Origin of the sequence: uncultured Paraglaciecola sp., from assembly GCF_913020055.1 — a bacterium.
Taxonomy (GTDB): domain Bacteria; phylum Pseudomonadota; class Gammaproteobacteria; order Enterobacterales; family Alteromonadaceae; genus Paraglaciecola.
Map to the genome: position 1 here is coordinate 19303 of NZ_CAJWCF010000032.1, position 23359 is coordinate 42661.

General features: G+C 39.0%; 24 protein-coding genes. 17 read left to right on the plus strand and 7 right to left on the minus strand.

Features of this window, described 5'->3' with window-relative positions; genetic code table 11:
* Nucleotides 1-7: 7 nt before the first annotated feature.
* From ubiG to yfaE, 5 genes are all read left to right on the plus strand, one after another.
* On the plus strand, nt 8-724 hold the full coding sequence (gene ubiG, locus QZ488_RS08885; RefSeq protein WP_293747723.1) for a bifunctional 2-polyprenyl-6-hydroxyphenol methylase/3-demethylubiquinol 3-O-methyltransferase UbiG: 717 nt from the start codon (nt 8-10) through the stop codon (nt 722-724).
* Nucleotides 725-1381 (plus strand): HAD-IA family hydrolase, encoded by a 657-nt coding sequence (locus QZ488_RS08890; RefSeq protein WP_293747725.1) that lies wholly within the window; start codon nt 725-727, stop codon nt 1379-1381. It begins immediately after the preceding gene.
* Between the two features lie 443 nt (nt 1382-1824).
* The gene (gene nrdA / locus QZ488_RS08895; protein ID WP_293747727.1) at nt 1825-4146 is read left to right on the plus strand and encodes a class 1a ribonucleoside-diphosphate reductase subunit alpha; all 2322 of its coding nucleotides are present in this window, start codon (nt 1825-1827) and stop codon (nt 4144-4146) included.
* Between the two features lie 75 nt (nt 4147-4221).
* On the plus strand, nt 4222-5352 hold the full coding sequence (nrdB, locus tag QZ488_RS08900) for a class Ia ribonucleoside-diphosphate reductase subunit beta (RefSeq protein WP_293747731.1): 1131 nt from the start codon (nt 4222-4224) through the stop codon (nt 5350-5352).
* A 43-nt stretch (nt 5353-5395) separates the two neighbouring features.
* The gene (gene yfaE / locus QZ488_RS08905) at nt 5396-5641 is read left to right on the plus strand and encodes a class I ribonucleotide reductase maintenance protein YfaE (protein ID WP_293747734.1); all 246 of its coding nucleotides are present in this window, start codon (nt 5396-5398) and stop codon (nt 5639-5641) included.
* A 24-nt stretch (nt 5642-5665) separates the two neighbouring features.
* On the opposite strand, the gene QZ488_RS08910 is transcribed toward yfaE, so the two are convergent.
* The 3 genes from QZ488_RS08910 to dapA all read right to left on the minus strand — a co-directional run bounded on the left by QZ488_RS08910 (nt 5666) and on the right by dapA (nt 8866).
* A complete protein-coding gene (locus tag QZ488_RS08910) occupies nt 5666-6769 on the minus strand; it encodes a phosphoribosylaminoimidazolesuccinocarboxamide synthase (RefSeq protein ID WP_293747736.1) in 1104 nt (367 codons plus the stop codon).
* A 99-nt stretch (nt 6770-6868) separates the two neighbouring features.
* Nucleotides 6869-7975 (minus strand): outer membrane protein assembly factor BamC, encoded by a 1107-nt coding sequence (bamC, locus tag QZ488_RS08915; RefSeq protein ID WP_293747738.1) that lies wholly within the window; start codon nt 7973-7975, stop codon nt 6869-6871.
* 9 nt (nt 7976-7984) lie between these two features.
* Nucleotides 7985-8866: a 4-hydroxy-tetrahydrodipicolinate synthase gene (gene dapA / locus QZ488_RS08920; protein WP_293747740.1), complete on the minus strand. Its 882-nt coding sequence runs from the start codon at nt 8864-8866 to the stop codon at nt 7985-7987.
* Nucleotides 8867-8979: 113 nt separating this feature from the next.
* Here dapA and QZ488_RS08925 point away from each other — a divergent pair, with 113 nt between their 5' ends.
* On the plus strand, nt 8980-9558 hold the full coding sequence (locus tag QZ488_RS08925) for an ACT domain-containing protein (RefSeq protein WP_293747743.1): 579 nt from the start codon (nt 8980-8982) through the stop codon (nt 9556-9558).
* Nucleotides 9559-9605: 47 nt separating this feature from the next.
* Entirely contained in the window at nt 9606-10070 is a 465-nt protein-coding gene (gene bcp, locus QZ488_RS08930; RefSeq protein WP_293747746.1) for a thioredoxin-dependent thiol peroxidase, read from the plus strand.
* Between the two features lie 43 nt (nt 10071-10113).
* On the opposite strand, the gene QZ488_RS08935 is transcribed toward bcp, so the two are convergent.
* On the minus strand, nt 10114-11181 hold the full coding sequence (locus QZ488_RS08935) for an AI-2E family transporter (protein WP_293747748.1): 1068 nt from the start codon (nt 11179-11181) through the stop codon (nt 10114-10116).
* 68 nt (nt 11182-11249) lie between these two features.
* On the opposite strand from QZ488_RS08935, the gene QZ488_RS08940 reads away from it, so the two are divergent.
* Nucleotides 11250-11906: a hypothetical protein gene (locus QZ488_RS08940; protein WP_293747750.1), complete on the plus strand. Its 657-nt coding sequence runs from the start codon at nt 11250-11252 to the stop codon at nt 11904-11906.
* A gap of 104 nt (nt 11907-12010) precedes the next feature.
* Nucleotides 12011-13465 carry a M48 family metalloprotease gene (locus QZ488_RS08945; protein WP_293747752.1) on the plus strand — a complete coding sequence of 485 codons (1455 nt, stop codon included), beginning with the start codon at nt 12011-12013 and terminating at the stop codon, nt 13463-13465.
* On the opposite strand, the gene QZ488_RS08950 is transcribed toward QZ488_RS08945, so the two are convergent.
* The gene (locus QZ488_RS08950) at nt 13451-13918 is read right to left on the minus strand and encodes a TlpA disulfide reductase family protein (RefSeq protein ID WP_293747754.1); all 468 of its coding nucleotides are present in this window, start codon (nt 13916-13918) and stop codon (nt 13451-13453) included. The two genes, QZ488_RS08945 and QZ488_RS08950, sit on opposite strands and share 15 nt — an antisense overlap.
* A 100-nt stretch (nt 13919-14018) precedes the next feature.
* Here QZ488_RS08950 and arsC point away from each other — a divergent pair, with 100 nt between their 5' ends.
* From arsC to QZ488_RS08965, 3 genes are read left to right on the plus strand one after another with little or no spacing between them, the layout of a single operon-like run.
* Nucleotides 14019-14372 (plus strand): arsenate reductase (glutaredoxin), encoded by a 354-nt coding sequence (gene arsC / locus QZ488_RS08955; RefSeq protein ID WP_293747756.1) that lies wholly within the window; start codon nt 14019-14021, stop codon nt 14370-14372.
* Nucleotides 14369-14962 carry an NAD(P)H:quinone oxidoreductase gene (gene wrbA / locus QZ488_RS08960; protein ID WP_293747758.1) on the plus strand — a complete coding sequence of 198 codons (594 nt, stop codon included), beginning with the start codon at nt 14369-14371 and terminating at the stop codon, nt 14960-14962. Before arsC ends, wrbA begins: the two co-directional genes overlap by 4 nt.
* Before the next feature lies 1 nt (nt 14963).
* Nucleotides 14964-15398: a DUF2069 domain-containing protein gene (locus QZ488_RS08965; protein ID WP_293747760.1), complete on the plus strand. Its 435-nt coding sequence runs from the start codon at nt 14964-14966 to the stop codon at nt 15396-15398.
* Here the strand turns inward: QZ488_RS08965 and hda are convergent.
* Nucleotides 15382-16101 carry a DnaA regulatory inactivator Hda gene (gene hda / locus QZ488_RS08970; RefSeq protein ID WP_293747762.1) on the minus strand — a complete coding sequence of 240 codons (720 nt, stop codon included), beginning with the start codon at nt 16099-16101 and terminating at the stop codon, nt 15382-15384. The genes QZ488_RS08965 and hda overlap by 17 nt on opposite strands.
* Nucleotides 16089-17204, minus strand: a complete 1116-nt coding sequence (locus QZ488_RS08975; RefSeq protein WP_293747764.1) for a DUF2066 domain-containing protein — start codon at nt 17202-17204, stop codon at nt 16089-16091. Before QZ488_RS08975 ends, hda begins: the two co-directional genes overlap by 13 nt.
* A gap of 226 nt (nt 17205-17430) precedes the next feature.
* Here QZ488_RS08975 and purM point away from each other — a divergent pair, with 226 nt between their 5' ends.
* The 5 genes from purM (at nt 17431) to QZ488_RS09000 (ending at nt 23299) form a co-directional block, all read left to right on the plus strand.
* Entirely contained in the window at nt 17431-18468 is a 1038-nt protein-coding gene (gene purM / locus QZ488_RS08980; protein ID WP_293747766.1) for a phosphoribosylformylglycinamidine cyclo-ligase, read from the plus strand.
* Nucleotides 18469-19125, plus strand: coding sequence for a phosphoribosylglycinamide formyltransferase (purN, locus tag QZ488_RS08985; protein WP_293747768.1), 657 nt, complete (start codon nt 18469-18471; stop codon nt 19123-19125).
* Complete coding sequence (locus QZ488_RS08990) at nt 19118-19855, plus strand: DUF3108 domain-containing protein (protein WP_293747779.1); 738 nt, start codon at nt 19118-19120, stop codon at nt 19853-19855. The genes purN and QZ488_RS08990 overlap by 8 nt, the downstream gene beginning before the upstream one ends.
* A 169-nt stretch (nt 19856-20024) precedes the next feature.
* The gene (gene fadE, locus QZ488_RS08995; protein WP_293747770.1) at nt 20025-22490 is read left to right on the plus strand and encodes an acyl-CoA dehydrogenase FadE; all 2466 of its coding nucleotides are present in this window, start codon (nt 20025-20027) and stop codon (nt 22488-22490) included.
* A 446-nt stretch (nt 22491-22936) separates the two neighbouring features.
* Nucleotides 22937-23299 carry a histidine kinase dimerization/phospho-acceptor domain-containing protein gene (locus QZ488_RS09000; RefSeq protein ID WP_293747772.1) on the plus strand — a complete coding sequence of 121 codons (363 nt, stop codon included), beginning with the start codon at nt 22937-22939 and terminating at the stop codon, nt 23297-23299.
* Nucleotides 23300-23359: the final 60 nt, after the last annotated feature.

Here is a 23359-nt window from a genome sequence, read left to right on the forward strand (position 1 = left end):
AGGCCAAATGATCAATAAACAAAATGTCGACCATAACGAAATCCAAAAGTTTTCTGAATTAGCTTCAAGGTGGTGGGACCTTGCTGGTGAATTCAAACCATTACATCAAATCAATCCTTTAAGAACAGATTATATCCAGCAACATAGTGATGGTTTGTCAAATAAACAAGTATTAGATGTGGGTTGTGGTGGCGGCATTTTAGCTGAAAGCATGGCGCGTCATGGTGCCCAAGTAACGGGCATTGATATGGGTGAAGCACCTTTAGAAATCGCTCGTTTGCACGGTTTAGAATCTGGCTTAAGCGTCAATTATCAGCAGACTACCGCCGAAGAGTTTGCCGATAAACACCCCGCTCAGTTTGATGTGGTGACCTGTATGGAAATGTTAGAACACGTGCCCGACCCTAGCTCAGTGGTCAACGCCTGTTATCGTTTAGTCAAACCTGGTGGGCATGTGTTTTTTTCTACCTTAAATAGAAATATTAAATCTTACTTGATGGCCATTGTTGGTGCCGAATACGTGTTAGGGCTAGTACCCAAAGGTACACACCAACACGATAAATTTATTAAACCATCAGAATTGATATCTTGGATAGACGACACTCAACTGGTAGTGCACAGAATGATTGGCTTACATATGAACCCCATAAGCCAAGAATATTATCTATCCAAAAATAACGTGGATGTTAATTATATAATTCATTGCCAAAATAGCGACGCTTAAATGTTAAATAGACCTAATGCGATATTATTCGATCTTGATGGCACCTTACTCGATACTGCTAAAGATTTAGGAAATGCGCTAAATCATATTCTAAGAGATTTGGAGCGCCCTGAAGTGGCTCATGAGACCTACCGCAACATTGCTTCCGATGGAGCCAAAGGCATGCTCGAATTAGGTTTTGGCGATGATCTTAAAAACTTTGACTTTGCTAGTTTGCGTCAGCAGTTTTTAGATTACTACGATAACAATATTTGTGTAGATACTGACTATTTTGTCGGTATTGAAGACCTTCTATTGAATCTGAATCAAAATGCGATCCCTTGGGGAATTGTCACCAACAAACCAGAATTTTTGACCTTAAAACTGGTTACGTCATTTCCTCTGTTACAAAATTGTGCAGTGATTATTAGTGGCGATACATTAAGCGAAAGAAAACCCCATCCTCTACCTTTATTACATGCCGAAGAAAAACTTTCTTTGGCCTTACCCAACACTTGGTACATAGGCGACGCTGAAAGAGATATTCAAGCAGCAAACTCAGCTAATATGGTTAGCGTTATTGCCCAATACGGTTATATCTCAGACAAACAACAAACTGTCGAGTGGAACGCAGACCTTAGCATTCATAGCCCGAGCGATTTATTAGCCTATTTTTAAGTCAACAAGTCGAAGACCAATCATTGAAAAACACGACATCTAGTGCCTTAGCCCAGCTTTCACCCCCATATATCCATAAATTCATAAATCTCGTTTTTTACATTAAAAAAGTTTAATAAAAAAAATATGTTAAATATTGTCTTGCATTTCTATTAACCGAAACTCAAAAGGCGCTTTTAGGTGAGTCACTACTAACCTTTTATTTACTGCACCAAGATCGAACATAAAACCACCACATGTTGGGTTGCATTGCATCAAAAACCTCATTATCTTGTGTTATGTTGAATACGAAAACACAAATATAACAAAAACTTTAAAAAAGCAAAAAATGTGTTCGTATTAACAAACATAAAGGGCTTAGGGGTAAGCAACTCTAACATTGCATTTTCACGCTAAATAAAAGTCATCTATACGGCTTAAAATAATAAAGAACGGCTAAAAACATGAATAACAATTTATACGTCACTAAACGCACCGGCGAACGTGAGATTATTGATCTGGAAAAAATCCATAAAGTAATCGAATGGGCTGCAAAAGGCTTAAATAACGTTTCCGTTTCACAAGTTGAAATCAAAGCGCATATTCAATTTTACGACGGTATTAAAACGGCTGATATACACGAAACACTGATACGCTCTGCTGCCGATTTAATTTCGACTGATTGTCCAGACTATCAATATTTAGCCGCGCGATTAGCCATATTTCATTTGCGTAAAAAGGCCTATGGTCGTTTTGAGCCACCGACTTTGAAAGATCATGTTAAAAGCATGGTGGACAAAGGTAAGTACGACCAGCATTTATTGCAAGATTACAGCGCTGCCGAATTTGATGAAATAAATGAATATCTCGATCATTGGCGGGATATGGATTTTAGTTATGCGGCAGTTAAACAACTCGAAGGCAAATACTTAGTCCAAAACCGAGTGACTGGCGAAATTTACGAAAGTGCACAGTTCTTATATATATTAGTCGCAGCTTGTTTGTTTGCTAACTATGAAAAAGATACACGTATGGACTACATCAAACGTTTTTATGATGCCACGTCTAAATTCAAAATTTCATTACCAACGCCTATCATGGCCGGTGTTAGAACCCCTACCCGTCAATTTAGTTCTTGTGTATTAATTGAAGCTGGAGACAGTTTAGACTCCATTAATGCCACAGCGAGTGCCATAGTCAAATATGTTAGCCAACGTGCTGGTATTGGTGTCAATGCAGGACGTATTCGCGCTGTAGGTAGTCCTATTCGTGGTGGTGAAGCTTTTCACACTGGTTGTATTCCCTTTTATAAGCACTTCCAAACAGCGGTTAAGAGTTGTTCACAAGGTGGTGTCCGAGGCGGTGCAGCGACATTGTTTTACCCCTTGTGGCATTTAGAAGTCGAATCACTTTTAGTATTGAAAAATAACCGTGGTGTCGAAGAAAACCGTGTACGTCACTTAGACTACGGTGTGCAATTTAATAAATTGATGTATACCCGTTTAATCAAAGATCAGCACATTACCTTATTCAGCCCTTCTGACACACCTGGTCTGTACGACGCATTTTTTGCCGACCAAGATGAATTTGAACGTTTATATGTGCACTACGAAAAAGACGAAAGCATCCGTAAAAAGCATATTAAAGCCATTGAATTATTTAGCTTATTTATGCAGGAGCGTGCCAGTACTGGTCGTATCTACTTACAAAATGTTGATCACTGTAATACTCACAGCCCATTTAACCCTAAATTGGCACCGGTTCGTCAGAGCAATTTGTGTTTAGAAATTGCCTTACCGACTAAACCTCTAGAACACGTGAATGACGAGAATGGCGAAATAGCCTTATGTACGTTATCTGCATTTAACTTAGGTGCGATTGAAAGCCTGGATGAGTTTGCTGAATTGTCTGACTTAGCTGTGCGAGCACTCGACAACTTGTTAGATTACCAAGATTACCCTGTTCCAGCGGCGTTCAATGCCACCATGGGGCGTCGTACATTGGGTATAGGTGTGATTAATTTTGCTTATTACCTCGCCAAAAATGGAGTGAAATATTCAGACGGTAGCGCAAATGGTTTAGTTCATCGAACCTTTGAAGCCATGCAATATCACTTAATGCAGGCCTCTTGTAACTTAGCCAAAGAAAAAGGTGCGTGTCCTAAATTCAACGAAACCACTTATTTCCAAGGTTTAATGCCAACTGATACCTACAAAAAAGACCTCGATAAAATTTGTGACGAACCACTTCATTGCGATTGGGATTCACTTAGATCAGACATTAAACAATACGGCTTACGTAACAGTACACTGTCGGCTTTGATGCCCTCAGAAACATCCTCGCAAATATCCAATGCCACGAATGGAATCGAGCCACCTCGAGGACATATCAGTGTTAAGTCCAGTAAAGATGGTGTGTTAAAACAAGTTGTACCCGAATACGAAAGACTTAAAGACAAATACGAGTTGTTATGGGACTTACCGTCGAACGATGGTTATCTACAGCTAGCGGGTATCATGCAAAAGTTTGTTGACCAAACCATTTCTGCCAACACTAGCTACGACCCGAATAAATACGAAGGCGGCAAAGTACCAATGAAGTTATTACTTCAAGACTTACTAACCAGTTACAAACTAGGGGTGAAAACCTTGTATTACCACAATACCCGTGATGGTGCTGACGATGCGACTCAGAATGAACTTGCTAGTACGAGTCAGAAGTTTGTACCAAAAGAAGTGGTCATTGAAGAAGATGACGACTGTGCTGGCGGCGCATGTAAAATCTAAATTCAGTAAGCTGCTTTCTACTTAAGAAGGCAGCTTTTTCTAAGCGTTTCGAATTCTTAATGGCAAAAATAATTAATGAAATATACCACTTTTAGTCAAATAAATAACAACCCACTGACAGAATCGATGTTTTTCGGCAACCCAGTAAACGTGGCACGTTATGACCAACAAAAGCATCATATTTTTGAAAAATTGATCGAAAAACAGATTAGCTTTTTTTGGCGTCCTGAAGAAGTTGATGTCAGTAAAGACAGAGTCGACTTTCAAAAGTTAAGTGACTCAGAAAAGCATATTTTTATTTCTAATTTGAAATATCAAACATTGTTAGATTCAATTCAGGGTAGAAGTCCTAACATCGCTTTTTTGCCGATCATTTCCATTCCAGAATTAGAAACATGGGTAGAGACCTGGTCATTTTTTGAGACTATTCACTCTCGTTCTTACACTCATATTTTACGTAACCTATTTGGTGATCCCAGCAGTATTTTTGAAGACATAGTAGAAAATGAAGAAATCAAAAAGCGTGCGGCTGATATCTCTCAGTATTACGATTCCCTCATTTTTGCCACCCAGTTATGGCAAACGTTAGGAGAAGGCACACACGTAGTCGATGGTGTGAGTCATACAATCACGATGCGTGAACTTAAGAAAAAGCTTTATCTATGCATGAATTCAGTCAATGCCTTAGAAGCGATTCGTTTTTATGTGTCCTTTGCTTGTACCTTTGCCTTTGCAGAGCGCGAATTAATGGAAGGTAACTCCAAAATCATTCGCTTAATTGCCCGTGATGAAAACCTACATTTAACCTCGACTCAGCATGTGTTGAACTTATGGGCAAAAGGCAAAGATGATCCAGAAATGGCCGAAATAGCAGAGGAATGTAAAGAACAAGCCACCCAGATATTCCTAAATGCAGTAGAGCAAGAAAAAGAATGGGCGGCATTTTTGTTTCAACACGGATCAATGATTGGTCTAAATAAAGAAATTTTATGCCAATACGTAGAATTTATTGCTAATCACCGTATGTCAGCCATAGGCTTAGGCCAACCATTTGATGTAAAGAGCAACCCTCTTCCATGGATGAATAACTATTTAAGTTCTGATAACGTGCAAGTTGCCCCTCAAGAGTCAGAAATCAGCTCTTATCTAGTCGGTCAAATTGACTCTGAAGTCAATGCCGAAGATTTTGGTGACTTTGACTTATAACCCCTGATTTATAAATAAAATGAGTAAAAACAACGACAGTTTTATGGTTAGTATAAAAGATCATAAAACTGTCCAACATACTGCCTCAAAGACACTACTAGAAACCATCGAACTTCACCAAATTGAGGTCCAATATCATTGCCGCGAAGGCTATTGTGGTGCGTGTAGGAGCAAATTGATCTGCGGAAAAGTTGAATACACCACCGACCCATTGGCGTTTATCGATGATGATGAAATATTACCCTGTTGCTGTATTCCAATAAGTAATATTGAAATAAAGCTTGGCTAGGGTTTGGTTTAGTTAAAACACTCGTTAATCAACTAATTGATACTCGTCACGGAGTATCTGAATAATTTCAGCCTTAGGATTGTTACTTAACACCAGAGAGTGTCCGGTAATTTTTTCTGCTATTTCAATATAGGTTTTAGAAACCTGCATCAAGACATCTACAGGTAAAGCATTGTCTGTCGCTAATGCTTGGCGCTCAGGCATTCGTTCTTTGTTTAGCAAAATATCTGGGTCAGGAAAATGGTTTAGCAATAACTGACGAAACCCTTCTTTAGAATTTTCTACCACACTGCCCTGTGCATATTGCTGTGCATCCCAAATTCTGGAGGAATCTGGCGTGCCAACTTCGTCCATATAAATCAACTTATCATTACCTTCTAAATCTTTGATATAGCCGAACTCAAACTTGGTATCCACAAACACTTGACCCAACCCAGACAAAGCCTGACTAATCAGGGAGAACCCTTCGGTTAACAGTTTTTCATATAATGAAACATCACTTTGACTTTTAAAATTAAACGCTGGGTAGTTATCAAGTATATTCTGACGGGTAATATTCACATCATCTGCTTCAGGTACATTAGGGATCCCCTTTAAAATACCTTTTGTAGAAGGTGTCATCAGTAAATTAGCCAATTTACTGTCTTGACTGAGGCCTTCCTCGAGTTGAATACCACAAAAGTTTCTTTCACCTTTTGCATAAGCTCGCCACATTGAGCCTGTAATATATTGACGACAAATTGCTTCAATCATCACAGGTTGTGCTTTTTGCACTATCCAAACAAATGGATGAGGAATATCCAGAATATGACTATCAGCTAAACCTTGTTGTTTAAACAACTTAAACCAATGATTAGAAATAGCATTTAAAGCAGCGCCTTTGCCAGGCACACCTAACATGCCACCTTCACCGTGCCAGATACAATCGAACGCTGAGATCCGGTCGCTGATCACCATAATGGCTAAAGGGGTATCAATCGGTACTGGATAGGATTTTTCTTCAATTAGGCGACGACTGTCTTGTTCTGTTAACCAATAAACAGAGCGTACTTTGCCACTATGTACTGGAAGTTCAGTTCGAATTGGTAGGTCATTGTTAACCGATAAAATTGAATCCGCAATCGACATGCAATGCCAACTCCTTATGGTGAAGAATGTACAAAGTTTGAATGATGTTTACTTTAAAAACACATCCTCTGGCTGCGCTGGCAACCAGAGGTATACTAATTATATATCTAGATCGTCAGCCGACATGAACTTTGAAAATTTCGGATACAAATCGGTTAGTTTATTCACTAAGAAGGGTTTATTCTCATCATCTAACATTGTGATAGAGGTTTTTTTACCTAAACCTACCACTTTGATACGATACTCTTGTGTATCTAAGTCGAACTCATTTTTGTCGCTAGACCAAATATTGCTCCACCAACCGTCTTCAGAACCATTGTATTTTACATCCAATAACCCGTTAGACTTGTCATAATCTTTTACATCAAAGCCCAATTTTCTCAGTACAAGTAAAAATCTAGGCCAAGTCGTGTCGTAGTCCGCTTCAACAACAAAAGCAGGCTCTCCATCACGATCAAAGCCTAACTCCATCTGTAAACCTTCACGGATTTTACGGAAACGTTTAACACCAGCGACTTTTGTTTCAAATTCATAGTTTTTGACGACTCTATTTAACACGTCGACTTCGTTTCGCCTTTTATCTCTAGCTTGAGTTATCTCAGTACTTTGAATGTCCACTTTTTCTTTATAGTCAACCAAATCAACACTAAGTGACGCAGTTCTACCATGGGGTTTCTTAATTAAAGAAAATTCAAACCGCTGCCCAACAGTACGCTCTGACTTAGACCAGCTATACCATTTGTTGTCTTTGCTTTCGTCCATTACCACCCAATCTGTGATTAAGCGTTGATTGTCTTTATCAAACTTTTCAACACCAATACCCTCAATTTCTAAAAATCGAATCAGAGAATTCCAAACTGCAGTATCTAAAGGAACACTGTCATCCACTTGGTCAAACCATACTGTGGCATTTTTTGAACCTTCTTCGATATGCGAACCTGCTACAACTGGCAATACCAATGAAGGCGAAAGTACACTCAACTCTTTGCCCATCGAGTTTTTGGGTGCATCTTCACCTAAATCAGGAAGTTTATAAGCCTCATTGAATCTAGGCGTATCCACATCATCTGGAATTTTAATTTTTTGCCCGGGTTGTTCTTTGACATAGTCAAATGAACCACTGGCTACTTCTCTTTCTTCTAATGAACTACAGGCAGTTAACAGAGTGGCTGTTATCACACCAATTAGTTGAAATTTATAGGTCATGCAATCTCCTTAAGATAATACGCCAGAACTGCGCATGACTTGTTCGATATGATTTTGGCTAGCTAGTTCCGATTCAACTAAAGGTAATCGTAAAAAAGCTGAATTAGTCAGCCCCATTTTATACAAAGCCCATTTAGGTAAAACAGGATTCGGTTCGACAAACAAAGCACTATGTAACCCGGCAATTTGTTTATCTATTGATTTTGCCAGCTGGAAATCCTTATTCAAAGCGGCATTGCACATGTTAGCCATTTGTTTGGGTGCAACATTAGCGGTGACTGAAATCACTCCATGACCACCGTTTTCAAGAAATTCACAACCGGTTAAATCATCACCACTTAATAAAATAAAATCGTCTGCGACTAGTTTTTGAGTTGCCTTCAAGCGCGCAATATCACCTGTTGCATCTTTTAAACCGACAATTTTAGGATGCAGAGCTAATTCAGCCACTGTTTCCGGTAACATATCTGCGACCGTACGACTGGGTACATTGTATAACAATACCGGTAAGTCTGTCGCATCAGCAATGGCCTTAAAGTGAGCCACCATGCCTTTTTGTTGTGGCTTATTGTAATAAGGTACAACACTTAAAAATCCTTCAATGCCCGTACCTGCCATTTGTTCACTTAAAAAGATCGCTTCTGAGGTAGAATTTGCACCGCTTCCTGCAACTATAGGTATTTTACCTTGAGCATATTCGACAGTGCGTTTGACCACTTCGATATGTTCAGAAAAGGGTAAAGTCGCAGACTCGCCAGTAGTACCAACAGACACAATGCCATGTGACCCATTTTGAATATGAAAATCAACGAGCGCCTTCAATGACGGATAATCTATTTCCCCGTTATCATGCATTGGCGTAATTAGCGCCACGAAACTGCCAGTAAACATTTGAACTCCCTAAAAATTAGCGCCTAATGGTAAAGATCTGGCCCCTTAAAAACAAGCATTGAATAGCCGGTTTAGCTGATTAAAATTGAAACTGGATCAACCTACCCACAATCATGTATGTTATAGCCAATTTCAAAGCAACAAATTGGTTAAAAATGCAGCAACAACTCATCATTACCATACTAGGTTCCGACCAATTTGGCGTATTAAGCAAATTGGCGGACACAGTCTCTGGAGTGGGATGCAATATTTTGGATAGTCGCCAAGCCGTTTATGGTCAAGATTTTTCACTTACCATGATTATCGAAGGTAGCCAAAGTGCCATTTCCCAAGCCGAATGTTTGTTGCCGCAAACGTGTCAGAAACATAATTTATTGTCGATGATGAAACGCACCAAAAAACATTGCAAACAAAACCTCGAACACCTAGCCGATGTCATTATTCATGGCGAGAGTACCCCTGGGTTGATTGACCAAATCACCGATTTTTTCGCATTACACAATATAACTGTTAGTGCATTTAGATTGAAGTTTTTAGATAAAGATGAAAACGACTCAGCAAGAAATAAACGTATGAAGTGCAAAATGGTTATTTCAATCCCGCATGAGCTCGAAGTTGAAAAAATTGAACTTGCTCTTCAAGCGCTGTTACACCCTCTAAACTTACAAGGTTCGATTAAACCAAACCATTAATCACCTGTTACTACTCTTTTTTAATACTATCTCAAGGTAATATATTTATGCAAATGCTAAAAGCGGGCGATGTTGCTCCTCAATTTTCACTGCCTAACCAAGATAATAAAACGGTTTCATTAAGCGACTTTAAAAATAAAAAAGTGTTGTTATATTTTTACCCTAAGGCGATGACCCCCGGTTGTACAATACAAGCACAAGGACTGCGGGATAGCCAAGCAGCATTGGCAGAGTTGAATGTTGCAGTATTGGGCGTAAGCCCTGACGCAGTTAAAAGATTGCCAAAATTTATAGAAAAAGAAAATCTCAATTTTGACCTTTTATCAGATGAAGATCATGCTTTAGCTGATGCTTTTGGTGTCTGGGGTCTTAAGAAGTTTATGGGTAAAGAATATGACGGCATTCACCGTATTACGTTTTTAATTAATGAAAACGGCAACATTGAACATGTGTTTGATAAATTCAAAACCAAAAACCATCATGAAGTAGTATTGGCTTATCTACAAAAGTAATCACTACTAAAGTTGGAGCCGAAATAATTCGGCTCCAACTTAGCTATATTTCAGTTTCTAATTCCTTTGGACTTGCCCAAGCATTGGCAACCGCCTTGACTAACGTTGCTAAAGGGATAGCGAAGAATACGCCCCAAAACCCCCATAATCCGCCAAAAAACAGTACTGCGATGATAATATACACAGGATGTAGACTCACCGCCTCTGAGAACAAAATAGGAACTAACACATTACCGTCTAAAGCCTGAATAATGCCGTAGGCGACCATCAAATACCAAAACTCAGGTGTTATACCCCATTGAAACAAAGCGACTATGGCTACAGGGATAGTTACTACAGCAGCACCTATATAGGGAATAAGTACTGAAAACCCTACCAACACACCTAGCAATAAAGCGTAACGTAAATCCATAAAGGCAAAAGTCACCGCAGATACAGTACCAATAATCACTATTTCAATGACTTTACCGCGAATATAGTTAGCTATTTGTATATTCATTTCACTGCCCACTTGTTTGATCAGTCGGCGTTCACTGGGTAACAAAGAAGAAATATTTGATACCAACATTTCTTTGTCTTTAACCATAAAAAACACCATCAATGGCACTAGAATCATATATATCAACAAAGCACCAACTCCACCTAAAGAGCTAAATGACGCAGATAACAATTGCTCTACCAAAACCACCACTCGCTGATTGATACTGTCCAAGACATCTTGAATTTGAGTAAGCTGTACAAGATCCGGATAGGTTTCAGGCAATTCTAGTAACCAAACCTGCCCCTTCTCCCATATTTGTGGCATTTCTTTTATCAAATTAATACTCTGCTGAACAACAACAGGCACCAGACCAACAAAAGTCAAAATCGATAAGCTAATAAAACCGAATAGTACTAAAACAGTAGTGTAGCCACGAGATAAACCTAACCGACATAATTGGACTACTGGCCAATCTAATAAATACGCAATCACCGCAGCCACAATAACAGGCATTAAAATACCGCCCCAAACCGCCAGTAACAATGAACTGATAAGCAGCAGCAATAGCAACATCATTGAGTCAGGATCTGAAAATTTTCGCTTATACCAACGTTCAAAAACGTTTAACATCTATTGTCCTTACAAATTATTAGGCATCGCCAAATACTGGTTGTTGGTGATAAGAGAAACTCACCTATATGATGGGGGACATTATTACACAACCCCGGCATGATAAAATAGGGCTTAACTTAGATTACAGAAATAAAGAGAGGTTGTTTTTGGAATTAGATTGGACATGTCGTTTTGGCAACGTAAAAGCCATTTTACGACTAAAAAAAACACTCACTTTAGGAGAGGTTCCTGATAATTTTCAAATAATAGCAAATAAACTATTAGAATTGGAAGGCACATTTACTGATGGTTTTGATAACAATATTAAATACTTACTAAACAAAAAAAACTGGCATTTGGCGAACTGCAATCAAGGTAAACCTAGTGTAGCGCTGAAAAAGCACCATAACCAATATGCATTTGATTTACATTGTTTCCCCGTGCTTAAAGGTGAACCTCAAGCCCTTATTAAACCTTTTGATGCCGATTCACCTTTTTTGGAATTTAATCCCTCTGCGTTAGGTCCCCTATTAAATATACCAAAACTAAGTGACTTTATTAGCCTAACTATTCGTCATGGTGATGAAGCGGACATGGAATTACTAAAATATGCCCATATGTTACTAGAACAGTTAATTGATTTATTAAGCAAATCATTGCATGTTGTTGAAAATGGTGGGAAATCAATTCAGGAATTATTTTTGTATATTGACCAACAATTAAAAGAAATGAAAACAGCATAAGGTAAAATTGAACTAATTAGCTGCTTGTTGATCCATAATATACTCAGACATTTATTAACCTGCACGGCCATGTAATATCAACCTAATAAAAACAGACGGAATCTATGATAAAACCTATTGCTAACACCGTTTTTTCTGCCTTAATTATAGTTTTTTTGGGCACTATGTCTGTTAGCGCAGTAAACAAGAAAAATGACTTACCTGAAATAGGTGTTGTCGCATCTAGTGCTATCAGCTTAGACAAAGAAGTACTAATTGGCGACATACTTATGCGTCAATTACGTGGTCAAGCACCTGTTATTAACGATCCACTGTTGGATGAATATATTCAAGACATTGGTAATCGTTTAGTTGCGCAAGCAGACAACGTTAAGTTTCCTTATAAATTTTTTATTATTAATAGTCCAGATATCAATGCATTCGCGTTTTTTGGTGGACATATCGGCATTCATTCCGGGCTTATTTTTAACGCCAGAAACGAGTCTGAATTAGCCTCTGTATTGGCTCATGAAGTCAGTCACGTTACCCAAAGACACATAGCTAGAAGCATGGAAGCACGGCAAAAATCGTCTCCATTACAAATTGCGAGTCTGTTAGGCAGCATCATGTTGGCTGTGGTTAATCCGGAAGCGGGCATGGCAGCGCTTTCAGTTAGCAATGCAGCATCGGCACAATCCTCTATCAATTACACCAGACAAAACGAAAAGGAAGCGGATAGAGTCGGCATCAGTATATTGGCTGATGCCGGTTTTGATCCAAATGGTGCAAGCAGCTTTTTTTCAATATTAGCTGAAAAAAACCGGCTTAAATCCACCCCATTAGCGTTTCTACTAACTCACCCATTACCAGAATCTAGGATTGCAGACGCGAGAACACGAGCAGCTCAATTTAGACCACGTAACATTCCAGAGAACATCAATTTTCACTTAGCTAAAACCAGAGTTTTGGCACGTTACTATGCCAACCCAAAACGGAATATTGAATACTTTTCAGAGATCATTCAAAAACAAACATATGTATTTAAACAGGCTGCAGAATATGGTTTGGCGTTATCTTATTTAGCCAACGAACAATTTGATCCCGCACTTAAATTGATAGACGGGCTGTTAGAAAAAGACTCTAATAACTTATTTTATTTAGATACCTATACCGACATTGCAATAGAAACCGATCAACATCAACAAGCAATAGATAGACTATCAGCGCAAATTATTCATGCGCCTTATAACCGAGTGTTAACCTTAAATTTAGCCAATGTATTAATCAAAACAAAAGATTTTGACAGGGCAACAACACTGTTAAAAGACTATTTATTAGTCAACCCAAATAATATGCTGGCACACGAGTTATTAGCAGATGCCTATCGCAGTAGCGAACAAAAACTAGAAATGCACCAAGTAAAAGCTGAAATTTATGCAATGGTAGCAGCCTATCCTAGAGCGATAGATGAATTACATACTGCTTACAATTATGCGAATGAACGTAAAATTGAAAAACAACGCATAAGAGCCAGAATTGACCAATTTAGAACTGCACAAGAACGCTTACAAACCCTTTAACTGATTGATAGTTTGAATTAGTTTTTCAGCGCTTTGTTCGCCTTTCAGTTGTTTTTGCACTTTTCCATCAGCATCAAGAACATAAGTGGTCGGCAAACTGCTAGGTAGTTTGCCCCATGGCAGCGTATTCAGTCTTTCTATAATCGGAAATTGAATCGTATATTTTTGTTGTAGTACCTTTAATTGGGAATTATCTAGCGGGTCAAAGCTCACAGCAAAAATCTCAATATTTTCATTATGTTGTTGATAGAACTGGTTCAACTCTGGCATTTCTCGCAAACATGGAGCGCACCATTCGGCAAAATAATTGACGACTTTCCACTTTCCTTGTGAATGACTCCAACGATGTCCCTGTCCATCAAGAGTCGTAAAATCTACTTTTAATTGCTGTTGACTCCATACACCAACAAACAAAGCCAACAGCGCAGCCAATATAATGACGATTTTTTTCAAAATAACAGTGTCCTAAATGCTGGTTACTCTCGTAACAAAATAAATAAAATGTAGAATACTACGTATAAATACGAAATCTCATTCGAAGTGAAAAAAATTTATGTCTGAACTCAAAATATTACACAACCCAAGATGTTCAAAAAGTCGCCAAACACTGCAAATACTCAATGAAAAAGGACTTGAGCCTCAAATTATTGAATATTTAAACAACCCATTAAGCGCAGATGAACTAACAGAAATAATTAGCCAATTAGGTTTTTCTTCAGCAAGGCAATTAATCAGAAAAGGGGAAGATGCATATAAAGAACAAAATTTGGCTGACCAAACCTTATCTGAAGAAGCCTTAATTAACGCCATGCTTAGCCATCCCAAACTCATTGAACGACCTATTGTTTTGTTCAACGGCAAAGCCGCAATTGGCCGACCTCCTGAATCTGTTTTGAGTATTTTATGAGTCAGGTAGTACTCATTCTTTATTACAGCCGGCACGGGGCGACTCAAGCGATGGCAAACAGCATCGCATTGGGGGTAGAAAAATCGGGGCTAGAAGCGCGTTTACGCTGTGTTCCTGAAGTCAGCAATAATATAGCTAACGATCAACACTCAGTTCCGCATTCGGGTGACCCTTATGTAGTCAAACAAGACTTAGAAGACTGCTGTGCTTTGGCACTTGGCAGCCCTACCCGTTTCGGAAATATGGCCGCTCCGTTAAAATATTTTTTAGACGACACTAGTGCTCAGTGGTTAGCAGGCACATTAGAAAATAAACCCGCTTGTGTTTTCACCTCTACATCCAGTATGCATGGTGGTCAAGAGACAACCTTACTAACTATGATGATCCCGTTACTTCACCATGGCATGGTATTATGTGGACTGCCCTACTCTAACCCAGAATTACATACCACCTTAACTGGCGGAAGCCCATATGGAGCAACACATTTAGCCCAAGGCGACAACAAAAACAAACTCTCTACAGATGAACAAAAATTGTGTGTAGCACAAGGCCAAAGACTGGCTAAATTGGCAGCAAAACTGGATACCTAATATGACATTTAATAGCAGCTTTTTTCGACGATTAACCTTAACCAGTTATTTACTTTTAATTGTTTGGTTAGTGGTCTGGCATTTTGTTTTAACCATCGATAAGCCCACTTCTACTTTGTTCACAATATTATTTTGGATAGTGCCGATTTTATTGCCGGCTAAAGGACTATTTGAAGGAAAACCCTATACCTATGCCTGGACCAACTTTATTGTCATGTATTATTTATTACATGGATTGACAGCTGTGTATGCTGTCGAAGGCGAAAGATGGTATGCACTAGTCGAAATATTACTGTGTAGTGTTTTATTTACTGGTTGTAGCTTCTATGCACGTATTAGAGGGCGTGAACTTGGCTTGGGCATACGCAAATTAAAAGAAGAATTACTTGAAGAAAAACACGCATTTGAAAGTTTAAAAACTAAAGATCAAAAATAGCCTTAACAAAAGGTATGGTGAGTTTTCGTTGCTGTTGCAGTGATTGCTCATCAAGTATTTCCAATGATTTGACCAAAGCGGGCATATCTCGTTGCCAATGATTAATCAAGTATTTTGCCACCTCTTTTGACATGTTCAAACCGCGATGCTGGGCTTTAACGATTAGCGCTTCTTGTCGCTCTTCGTCGGTTAATGAATAGAGTTGAAAATTTGTGCCCCAAGACAGTCTAGATACAAGATCAGGCAGTTCTAAGGACAACTGGTTAGGAGGTTGATTTCCAGTAATCACCAAACAACCATCATTTTGTTCTTTAACCCTATTTATCAAGTCAAAAACCGCTATTTGCCATTCACTTTCACCCTGTAAACTCTCAATATCATCCAGACAAATTAGGCGATAGTGTTCTAGCCCTTGAAGCACATCAGGTGACATAAGTTGTTTTTCGTTAAAGCTTAAATACACACAAGGTTCACCTGCCAACTCGGCTTGTTGGCAAGTCGCATATAACAAATGGCTTTTGCCCAAACCAGAATCAGAAAACAAATAAGTCAGCCAATTAGAGACCTTATCCGTTTCAAATTGCCTAAATAGCGTGTTTAGATGACTACATGCTTGAGCATTTTGACCAGGAATAAAACTAGTAAAAGATTCTGTATCTTTTAAACCAATTGGCAATGACAACTGACCAGTTACTTGACCCAAAAGAACTCCAAACCATTTATAGGTTGGCCAAAATCATCAACAACCGGCCTAATTTTACGATGTAATTTTAGGGCGTTAGTTAAATCATCCACGTCGCCCAATAAATCCAATTCAAAGGTTGCACGCGGGCCTTGCTGCTTAATCAAAGTAGCGCCATTAACAACACTCATACTTTCTAATGAGCTCAAGGCCTGACTGTAGTAGGTAAGTGAGTCGATGTTGTTAACTACTATTTGAACACTAGTATCTGCTCCATCAATTTGGGTTAAGTCAATCGCATACTTAAGAGATAACTGATCAGCTAGCGCATCTACTAAGGCATCTGCGATGATTAACCTAGTTTCACCTTGTACTTGGCCCGATAATAAACCGCCCCCCTCAATCATGGTCCAATCAGCGGTCCATATTGCGTTTGAGTTTGTATTTACAGTTATACTGTCCTTAGCATCATCAGTTAATTGCGTATCATTAAGGTAAATTCTCGCTGACAAAATAGAGGGGACAGCATAACGTTCGCTAGCTTTGGTTATTTGATTAGTAAACCCACCCCAAATGTCGTATACCCCTAATGTTTGAAGATCAGTTAAGTCCCACAAAGGAAACAGCAAACTAATGCCTCTTTGCTGCGCTCGTAAATTCAATTGTTGATAGATGTCTGCGTATTCGGTAGGCGTGGCTATTTGTCGAGGAGCATCATCAGATGACTTAATACTTAACCAAATGAGTGATTCTGGGCGCCTTTTATCCCAAACTGAAAAACCTGCGCTGCGAATAACACTCTCTACTCGTTTTGGATCAAAGCTAATCACCAAATAGAGTTGTGCCTCTTGTTTATTGTAACTATAAGACCTGACAAATCGTGTTGCCTTTGTGACTGCACTTTTAATTTTAGAGCTAGTTAATAAGTCACTGTTACCACCAACTTTAATTAACACTTGTTTAAGCGCTAGACTAAAAGCATTATTTTGCATTCGCTCAGACTGATCATCTACTGCAATTTTAGCGTCATACAAATCATCGATTACCTCAGCTTTGAGGCTTTGACAGCACAATAGCCAAAAGAGTAAAATCACGAATAACACTGGGTTTAATTTTATTGGCATCTGGGCCAACTCTCCTCAAAACAACATTCGAAATTTTTTCTATCAGGCATTGTCTTTTATTTGCGAGCAAAATTCATCAATTGTTTGTCAATCTATATACTCAAATCACCCAAAAATGAAAATTCTAGAGTTATTTGCGCATATATGTCGATATCCGTCGTTGGTATTATTTGTCCAAGCTGCTAAAATCTGCGCTCTTTTTTTGCGGCCATATTGAGGATTAAACGTGAGCGATAAAAATTCATCACTAAGTTACAAAGACGCTGGGGTTGATATAGATGCAGGCAATCAACTAGTCGAAAGAATTAAGTCGGTCACAAAGAAAACTCACAGACCTGAAGTTAAAGGTGGTTTAGGTGGTTTTGGCGCCCTGTGTGCACTACCTGAAAAATATAAAAAACCACTTCTAGTATCAGGCACCGACGGTGTAGGCACTAAACTCAGATTGGCAATGGACTTAAAACAACACGCTGGTATTGGCATAGACTTAGTTGCCATGTGTGTAAATGACCTAATAGTACAAGGCGCTGAGCCTTTATTTTTCCTCGATTATTATGCTACCGGAAAACTAAATATAGATACTGCCACAGAAGTAGTAACTGGCATTGGCAAAGGTTGTGAGTTATCTGGCTGCGCACTTATAGGTGGCGAAACAGCTGAAATGCCTGGTATGTATCATGGTGAAGATTATGATGTTGCTGGGTTTTGCGTAGGTGTTGTCGAAGCAGATGATGTGATTGATGGTTCACGGGTAGCTCAGGGTGATGCGCTAATTGCTTTAGCCTCTTCAGGTCCACACTCAAATGGTTATTCTTTAATCCGCAAAATCATAGAAGTATCCGCTAGTGATACCAGTGAAATGCTTGAAGGCAAAGCGTTGTCAGAACACTTACTTGAGCCTACTCGAATATATGTCAAAAACGTATTGTCCTTATTGGAACAAATACAAGTCAACGCCATTTCCCATATTACCGGTGGTGGATTTTGGGAAAATATTCCACGCGTATTGCCAGAAGGTACCAAAGCGGTGATTGATGGTAATAGTTGGCAGTGGCCGGCAATATTTAATTGGTTACAAACTAAAGGCAACGTAACCACCCATGAAATGTATCGCACTTTCAATTGTGGAGTCGGTTTAATCATTGCATTACCCAGTGATAAAGCCGCCCAAGCCATTGAACTATTAAATGGCCTCGGTGAAAATGCATGGCAAATTGGCCATATTGAAAATAGTGACAGCGAGCAACAGGTTGAGATCAATTAAGTGACTGAACATACGTCGCAAAAATCCATAGTGGTATTGGTTTCAGGCAATGGTTCGAACTTACAAGCGATCATCGATGATATTTCTCAGCAAAAAATTAACGCTAGGATCTCAGCGGTTATCGCTAACCAAGAATCTGCATTTGGATTAGTTCGCGCTAAAAATGCAGGTATCCCAGCTATCTTTATTGACCATAAGAGTTTTGCTAGTCGAGAAGAATATGATGCTAAATTGGCGAGTTGTATAGAAGAGTTATCTCCGAATCTCATTGTATTAGCTGGATTTATGCGTATTCTAACTCCAGCTTTTGTTGAGCGTTTTAGTGGAAGGATGTTGAACATTCATCCATCTTTGTTGCCCAAGTACAAAGGATTGAATACACACCAACGTGCGATTGATGCAAATGACAAAGAACATGGGGCTTCGGTTCACTTTGTGACACCTGAATTAGATGGCGGCCCCGTAGTGTTGCAATCTAAAGTGCCAATATTTGACCAGCAAGAATCAAAAGAATTGGCAGAAAGAGTACAACAACAAGAGCGTCAGATGTACCCACTTGTGATTAAATGGTTTTGTGAAGAAAGGCTAAAAATGATCGACAACAAAGCGGTATTAGACAATCAAGTGTTAGCTGAAGAGGGTTATGCAATTGGGTAAAGCTATTGGTTTTTTATCGATAACTCTGTTTTTAGGGCTGACTTTTGGCGTAAATAATCGGGCTTATGCAGACTCAGACCAATTGGTAGGTTTTGAAGCTGAATACAAGGTTTATCGCTTTGGTAGAAATTTAGGTAAAGCCAGACTTAGCCTTAAAGCTGATGAAGACAATTTATATCGATTAGACTATTACTCAAAAGTATCCGCTTTCTTTTTATCAGATGTTCGCTCTGAAACTAGCTTTTTTTCTGCAAACAATAATCAACTACATCCAAAAACCTATGCTTATAGTCGCAGCGGCACAGGTTCCAACAAAAGCACCAAAATTCAATTTGATGCTGAAAAATCAACAGTCACCGTAAACCAAGCTCAACCAATTGAATGGTTAGGCCAGCTAGATAACCAACTTTATCGTTTAGACGTACAATTAAAGCTAGCTTCAGGCAAACGTGAATTTGACTACAATATTGTGAACAATAGAGGTGAACTTCGTCATTACGAGTTAAAAGTAGTAGGCACGGAGCAACTCGACCTACCTTTCGGTATGCTTGAAGGCATCAAGGTTATGATTTTGCGGAAAAACTCATCAAGAGAAACAATCGCTTGGTTTTCTCCACAACTAAATTATCAGTTAGTACAGCTTAAACAATATAAAGATGGTGACGAACAAGGTGAGATTCGTCTGAAATATTTCAAATCTGAAAATTCTCAATTAGAAGCAAAAAACTAAACCTCTAATGACATCTATACTGATGTTGTTCAGTTATCATTTTAATTAATGCAATGTTATTTAAAATAACCATTCAAAACATAGCTATAAACTGATCCTTAAACTTGATTTTTACATAGAAGAATATATTGTTAAAAGTCTGGTCTGACCTCTTTTTACTGGAGTATTTATGCAAATCCTAATTTGGTTGTTATATGTAGTCGCATCACTTGGCGCGGTAAGTTATTTTCGAATGAAGTTGTTTAATGCAACTGTCGGTATTTTTTGCCTGTTCGTGCTGGGAAGTATTTTCGGTGTGATAGGCGAGTTTACTTGGTTAGCGTTTTTAATCGCCGCCTTGCCTGTGAATATTGAATCGGTACGTAAGCAATACATTAGTGAGCCAATCCTAAAAATATATAAAAAAATCATGCCTGAAATGTCGAGCACTGAAAAAGATGCTATCGATGCCGGTACGGTTTGGTGGGATGGCGAAATTTTTAGTGGCAACCCAAATTGGCAAACACTGCATAATATTCCACAAGCGCGCCTAACCGCTGAAGAACAGGCATTTTTAGACGGTCCAGTAGAAGAAGTATGCAAAATGTGTGATGACTGGGAAGTCACTCACATCAATGCCGACCTTTCTGCAGAAGTGTGGCAGTACCTAAAAGATAATAAGTTCTTCGCCATGATCATCAAAAAGGAATACGGGGGCTTAGATTTCTCTGCTTTTGCACAATCTCGCGTATTACAAAAATTGTCTAGTGTCAGTGCGGTACTGTCTACCACTGTAGGTGTACCTAATTCTTTGGGCCCAGGAGAATTATTGCAACATTATGGTACCAAAGAACAACAAGACCACTATTTACCAAGGCTAGCAGTAGGAGACGAAATTCCGTGTTTTGCCCTAACAGGACCTGAAGCTGGCTCAGATGCTGGTTCATTGCCCGACAGTGGCATAGTGTGCAAAGGCCAATGGAATGGTGAAGAGATTCTCGGTATGCGTCTTACCTTCGATAAGCGCTATATCACCCTAGCCCCAGTAGCAACGGTTATTGGTTTAGCTTTTAAGATGTATGATCCAGACGGGTTATTAGGTGATGAAAAAGAATTAGGCATTACCTGTGCATTATTACCCAGAGACACCGCAGGCATGGAAATTGGTAATCGCCACTTTCCATTAAACGTACCATTTCAAAATGGGCCGATTAGAGGACAAGATATTTTTGTACCTTTAGATTACATCATTGGCGGCAATGCAATGATTGGCCAAGGCTGGCGCATGTTAGTCGAATGTCTATCTGTTGGCCGGGTTATTACCCTACCTTCAACTTCAGCCGGCGGAGCCAAAAGTATTGCCCTTGCAACTGGTGCTTACGCTCGTATTCGCCGTCAATTCAAAATGCCGGTAGGTAAAATGGAAGGCATTGAAGAGATGTTGGGCCGAATTGGTGGCAATGCCTATCTGATGGACGCTGTGACTTCATTTTCAACCAAAGGCGTAGACTTAGGTGAAAAGCCCTCTGTTATCTCTGCAATATGCAAATACCATTTAACCGAAAAGATGCGTCAGTTAGTTAATGACGCTATGGATGTGCACGGCGGAAAAGGAATAATGCTCGGCCAAAATAATTATCTGGGCCGAGCTTATCAAGGTGCTCCTATTGCTATTACGGTAGAAGGTGCAAATATCCTAACCCGTAACATGATGATATACGGTCAAGGTGCAATGCGTTGTCACCCCTATGTATTATCAGAATTGCTTGCGGCAAATAATCCTGATGCTGACGAAAGCCTAGAACAATTCGACCAAGCAGTATTTGGACATATTGGTTTTGCTATCAGTAACTTGTTCCGCAGCTTATGGTTCTCCTTAACGGCTGCAAGATTAACCAAAGCACCATTTACTGACGAAACTGCTGGTTACTACCGTTCAATGCAGCGTTATAGTTCGAATATGGCCTTTCTATCTGATGTTGCAATGGCAGTCTTAGGCGGTGAATTAAAACGTCGCGAACGCATTTCAGCGCGTTTAGGTGACTTATTGAGTTATTTGTATCTCACCTCATGTGTTTTGAAACGTTTTGATGATGAAGGACGCAAAGCCGACGATTTACCTCTAGTGCACTGGGCGATGCAAGACAGTTTGCATAAACTAGAAGTAGCTTTAGAGGAATTACTCGATAATTTCCCATCAAAAATAATGGGTAAAGCACTCAAATTAATCATCATGCCATTTGGCAAAAAATATAAACGGCCTTCTGACGAGTTAGAGCATAAAATTGCCAGACTTTTACAGACCCCAAGTGAAGCTCGTAGCCGATTAGGTGCAGGCCAATACTTGTCTCGCGTGCCAGGTAATTTGATGGGAGATTTAGAGCAAACTCTTGAAAATGTACTGGCAGCAGAGCCTATTTATAATAAGGTTTGTAAAGCAGCCAAAGAATATTTGCCGTTTACCGAATTAGACAAAGTGGCAGATAAAGGGCTCGAATTAGAAGTGATTACCGAAGAACAGGCAACACTGCTAAGAGAAACTGAAAAAGGTCGATTACGCACCATCAATGTTGATGACTTCAAACATAGTGAACTGGTACAAACGGTAGAAAAAGAAAAGCCGAAAAGAAAACCCAGAGCGAAGAAAGTAGCTTAAACATTATTCTAAGGCCCTGTTAAACAGGGCTTTAATTATTAAATAACAAACCAAGATTAGCATTACCTCTAATAATTTTTTCAACAACCTTTTTAAACCATTTCAAACTACCAATAAAATAATCACACACCTTTTGTTTATCTTTACTGTGTGAACAAGCTACAAACAACACTAAAAATACAATGATATTCAAGAGTATCGACTAAGCTAATTTACATTAAACGTAGTTGGGCCAAAAAGAAGCGTCCACAGTGATTCGCTTATTTTAAAGCGGCTATTTTGCAATTTTTAAGAATAAGTGTCTTTTTAAGCAGTCTCTAATTGACGTGGTCTTCATTTTTTATTTTTCAAGGATACCTATCAAGCAGTTATTTGGTCTATATTCTAAATACTTGTCTATATTAAATGTCAGCACACGTCTACTTGATGTATTGGAGTAATTAAATTTGACAGAAAATAACGCCGAGCCAGTTTCCATAACAAGGTTTTATCGAGAAAGAAAAGCCCGTAAGGAAGCTGAATCATTGCTAGAAGATAAATCTTTAAAACTTTATAACAGCAACTTACAATTAAAAGAACTCGCCAATAGCCAAGAAAAAATGATTTTGGAACGCACTAAAGATCTTGAGCTAGCTAAAAATGAAGCATTAGCATCTAGTAAAACAAAGTCTGAATTTGTTGCCGTCATGAGTCATGAAATTCGAACGCCAATTAATGGTGTACTTGGTTCTTTGTCACTATTGTCTTCCCATCTGTCTACCAAAAAAGCAAAAGAGTTATTCGACATCGCCTTGACGTGGTCAACCTAAAACGACCACCCCAGTTAAGCTACTTTTTGTAATTCATTGTTTTGTCTTTCAAAGTCATTA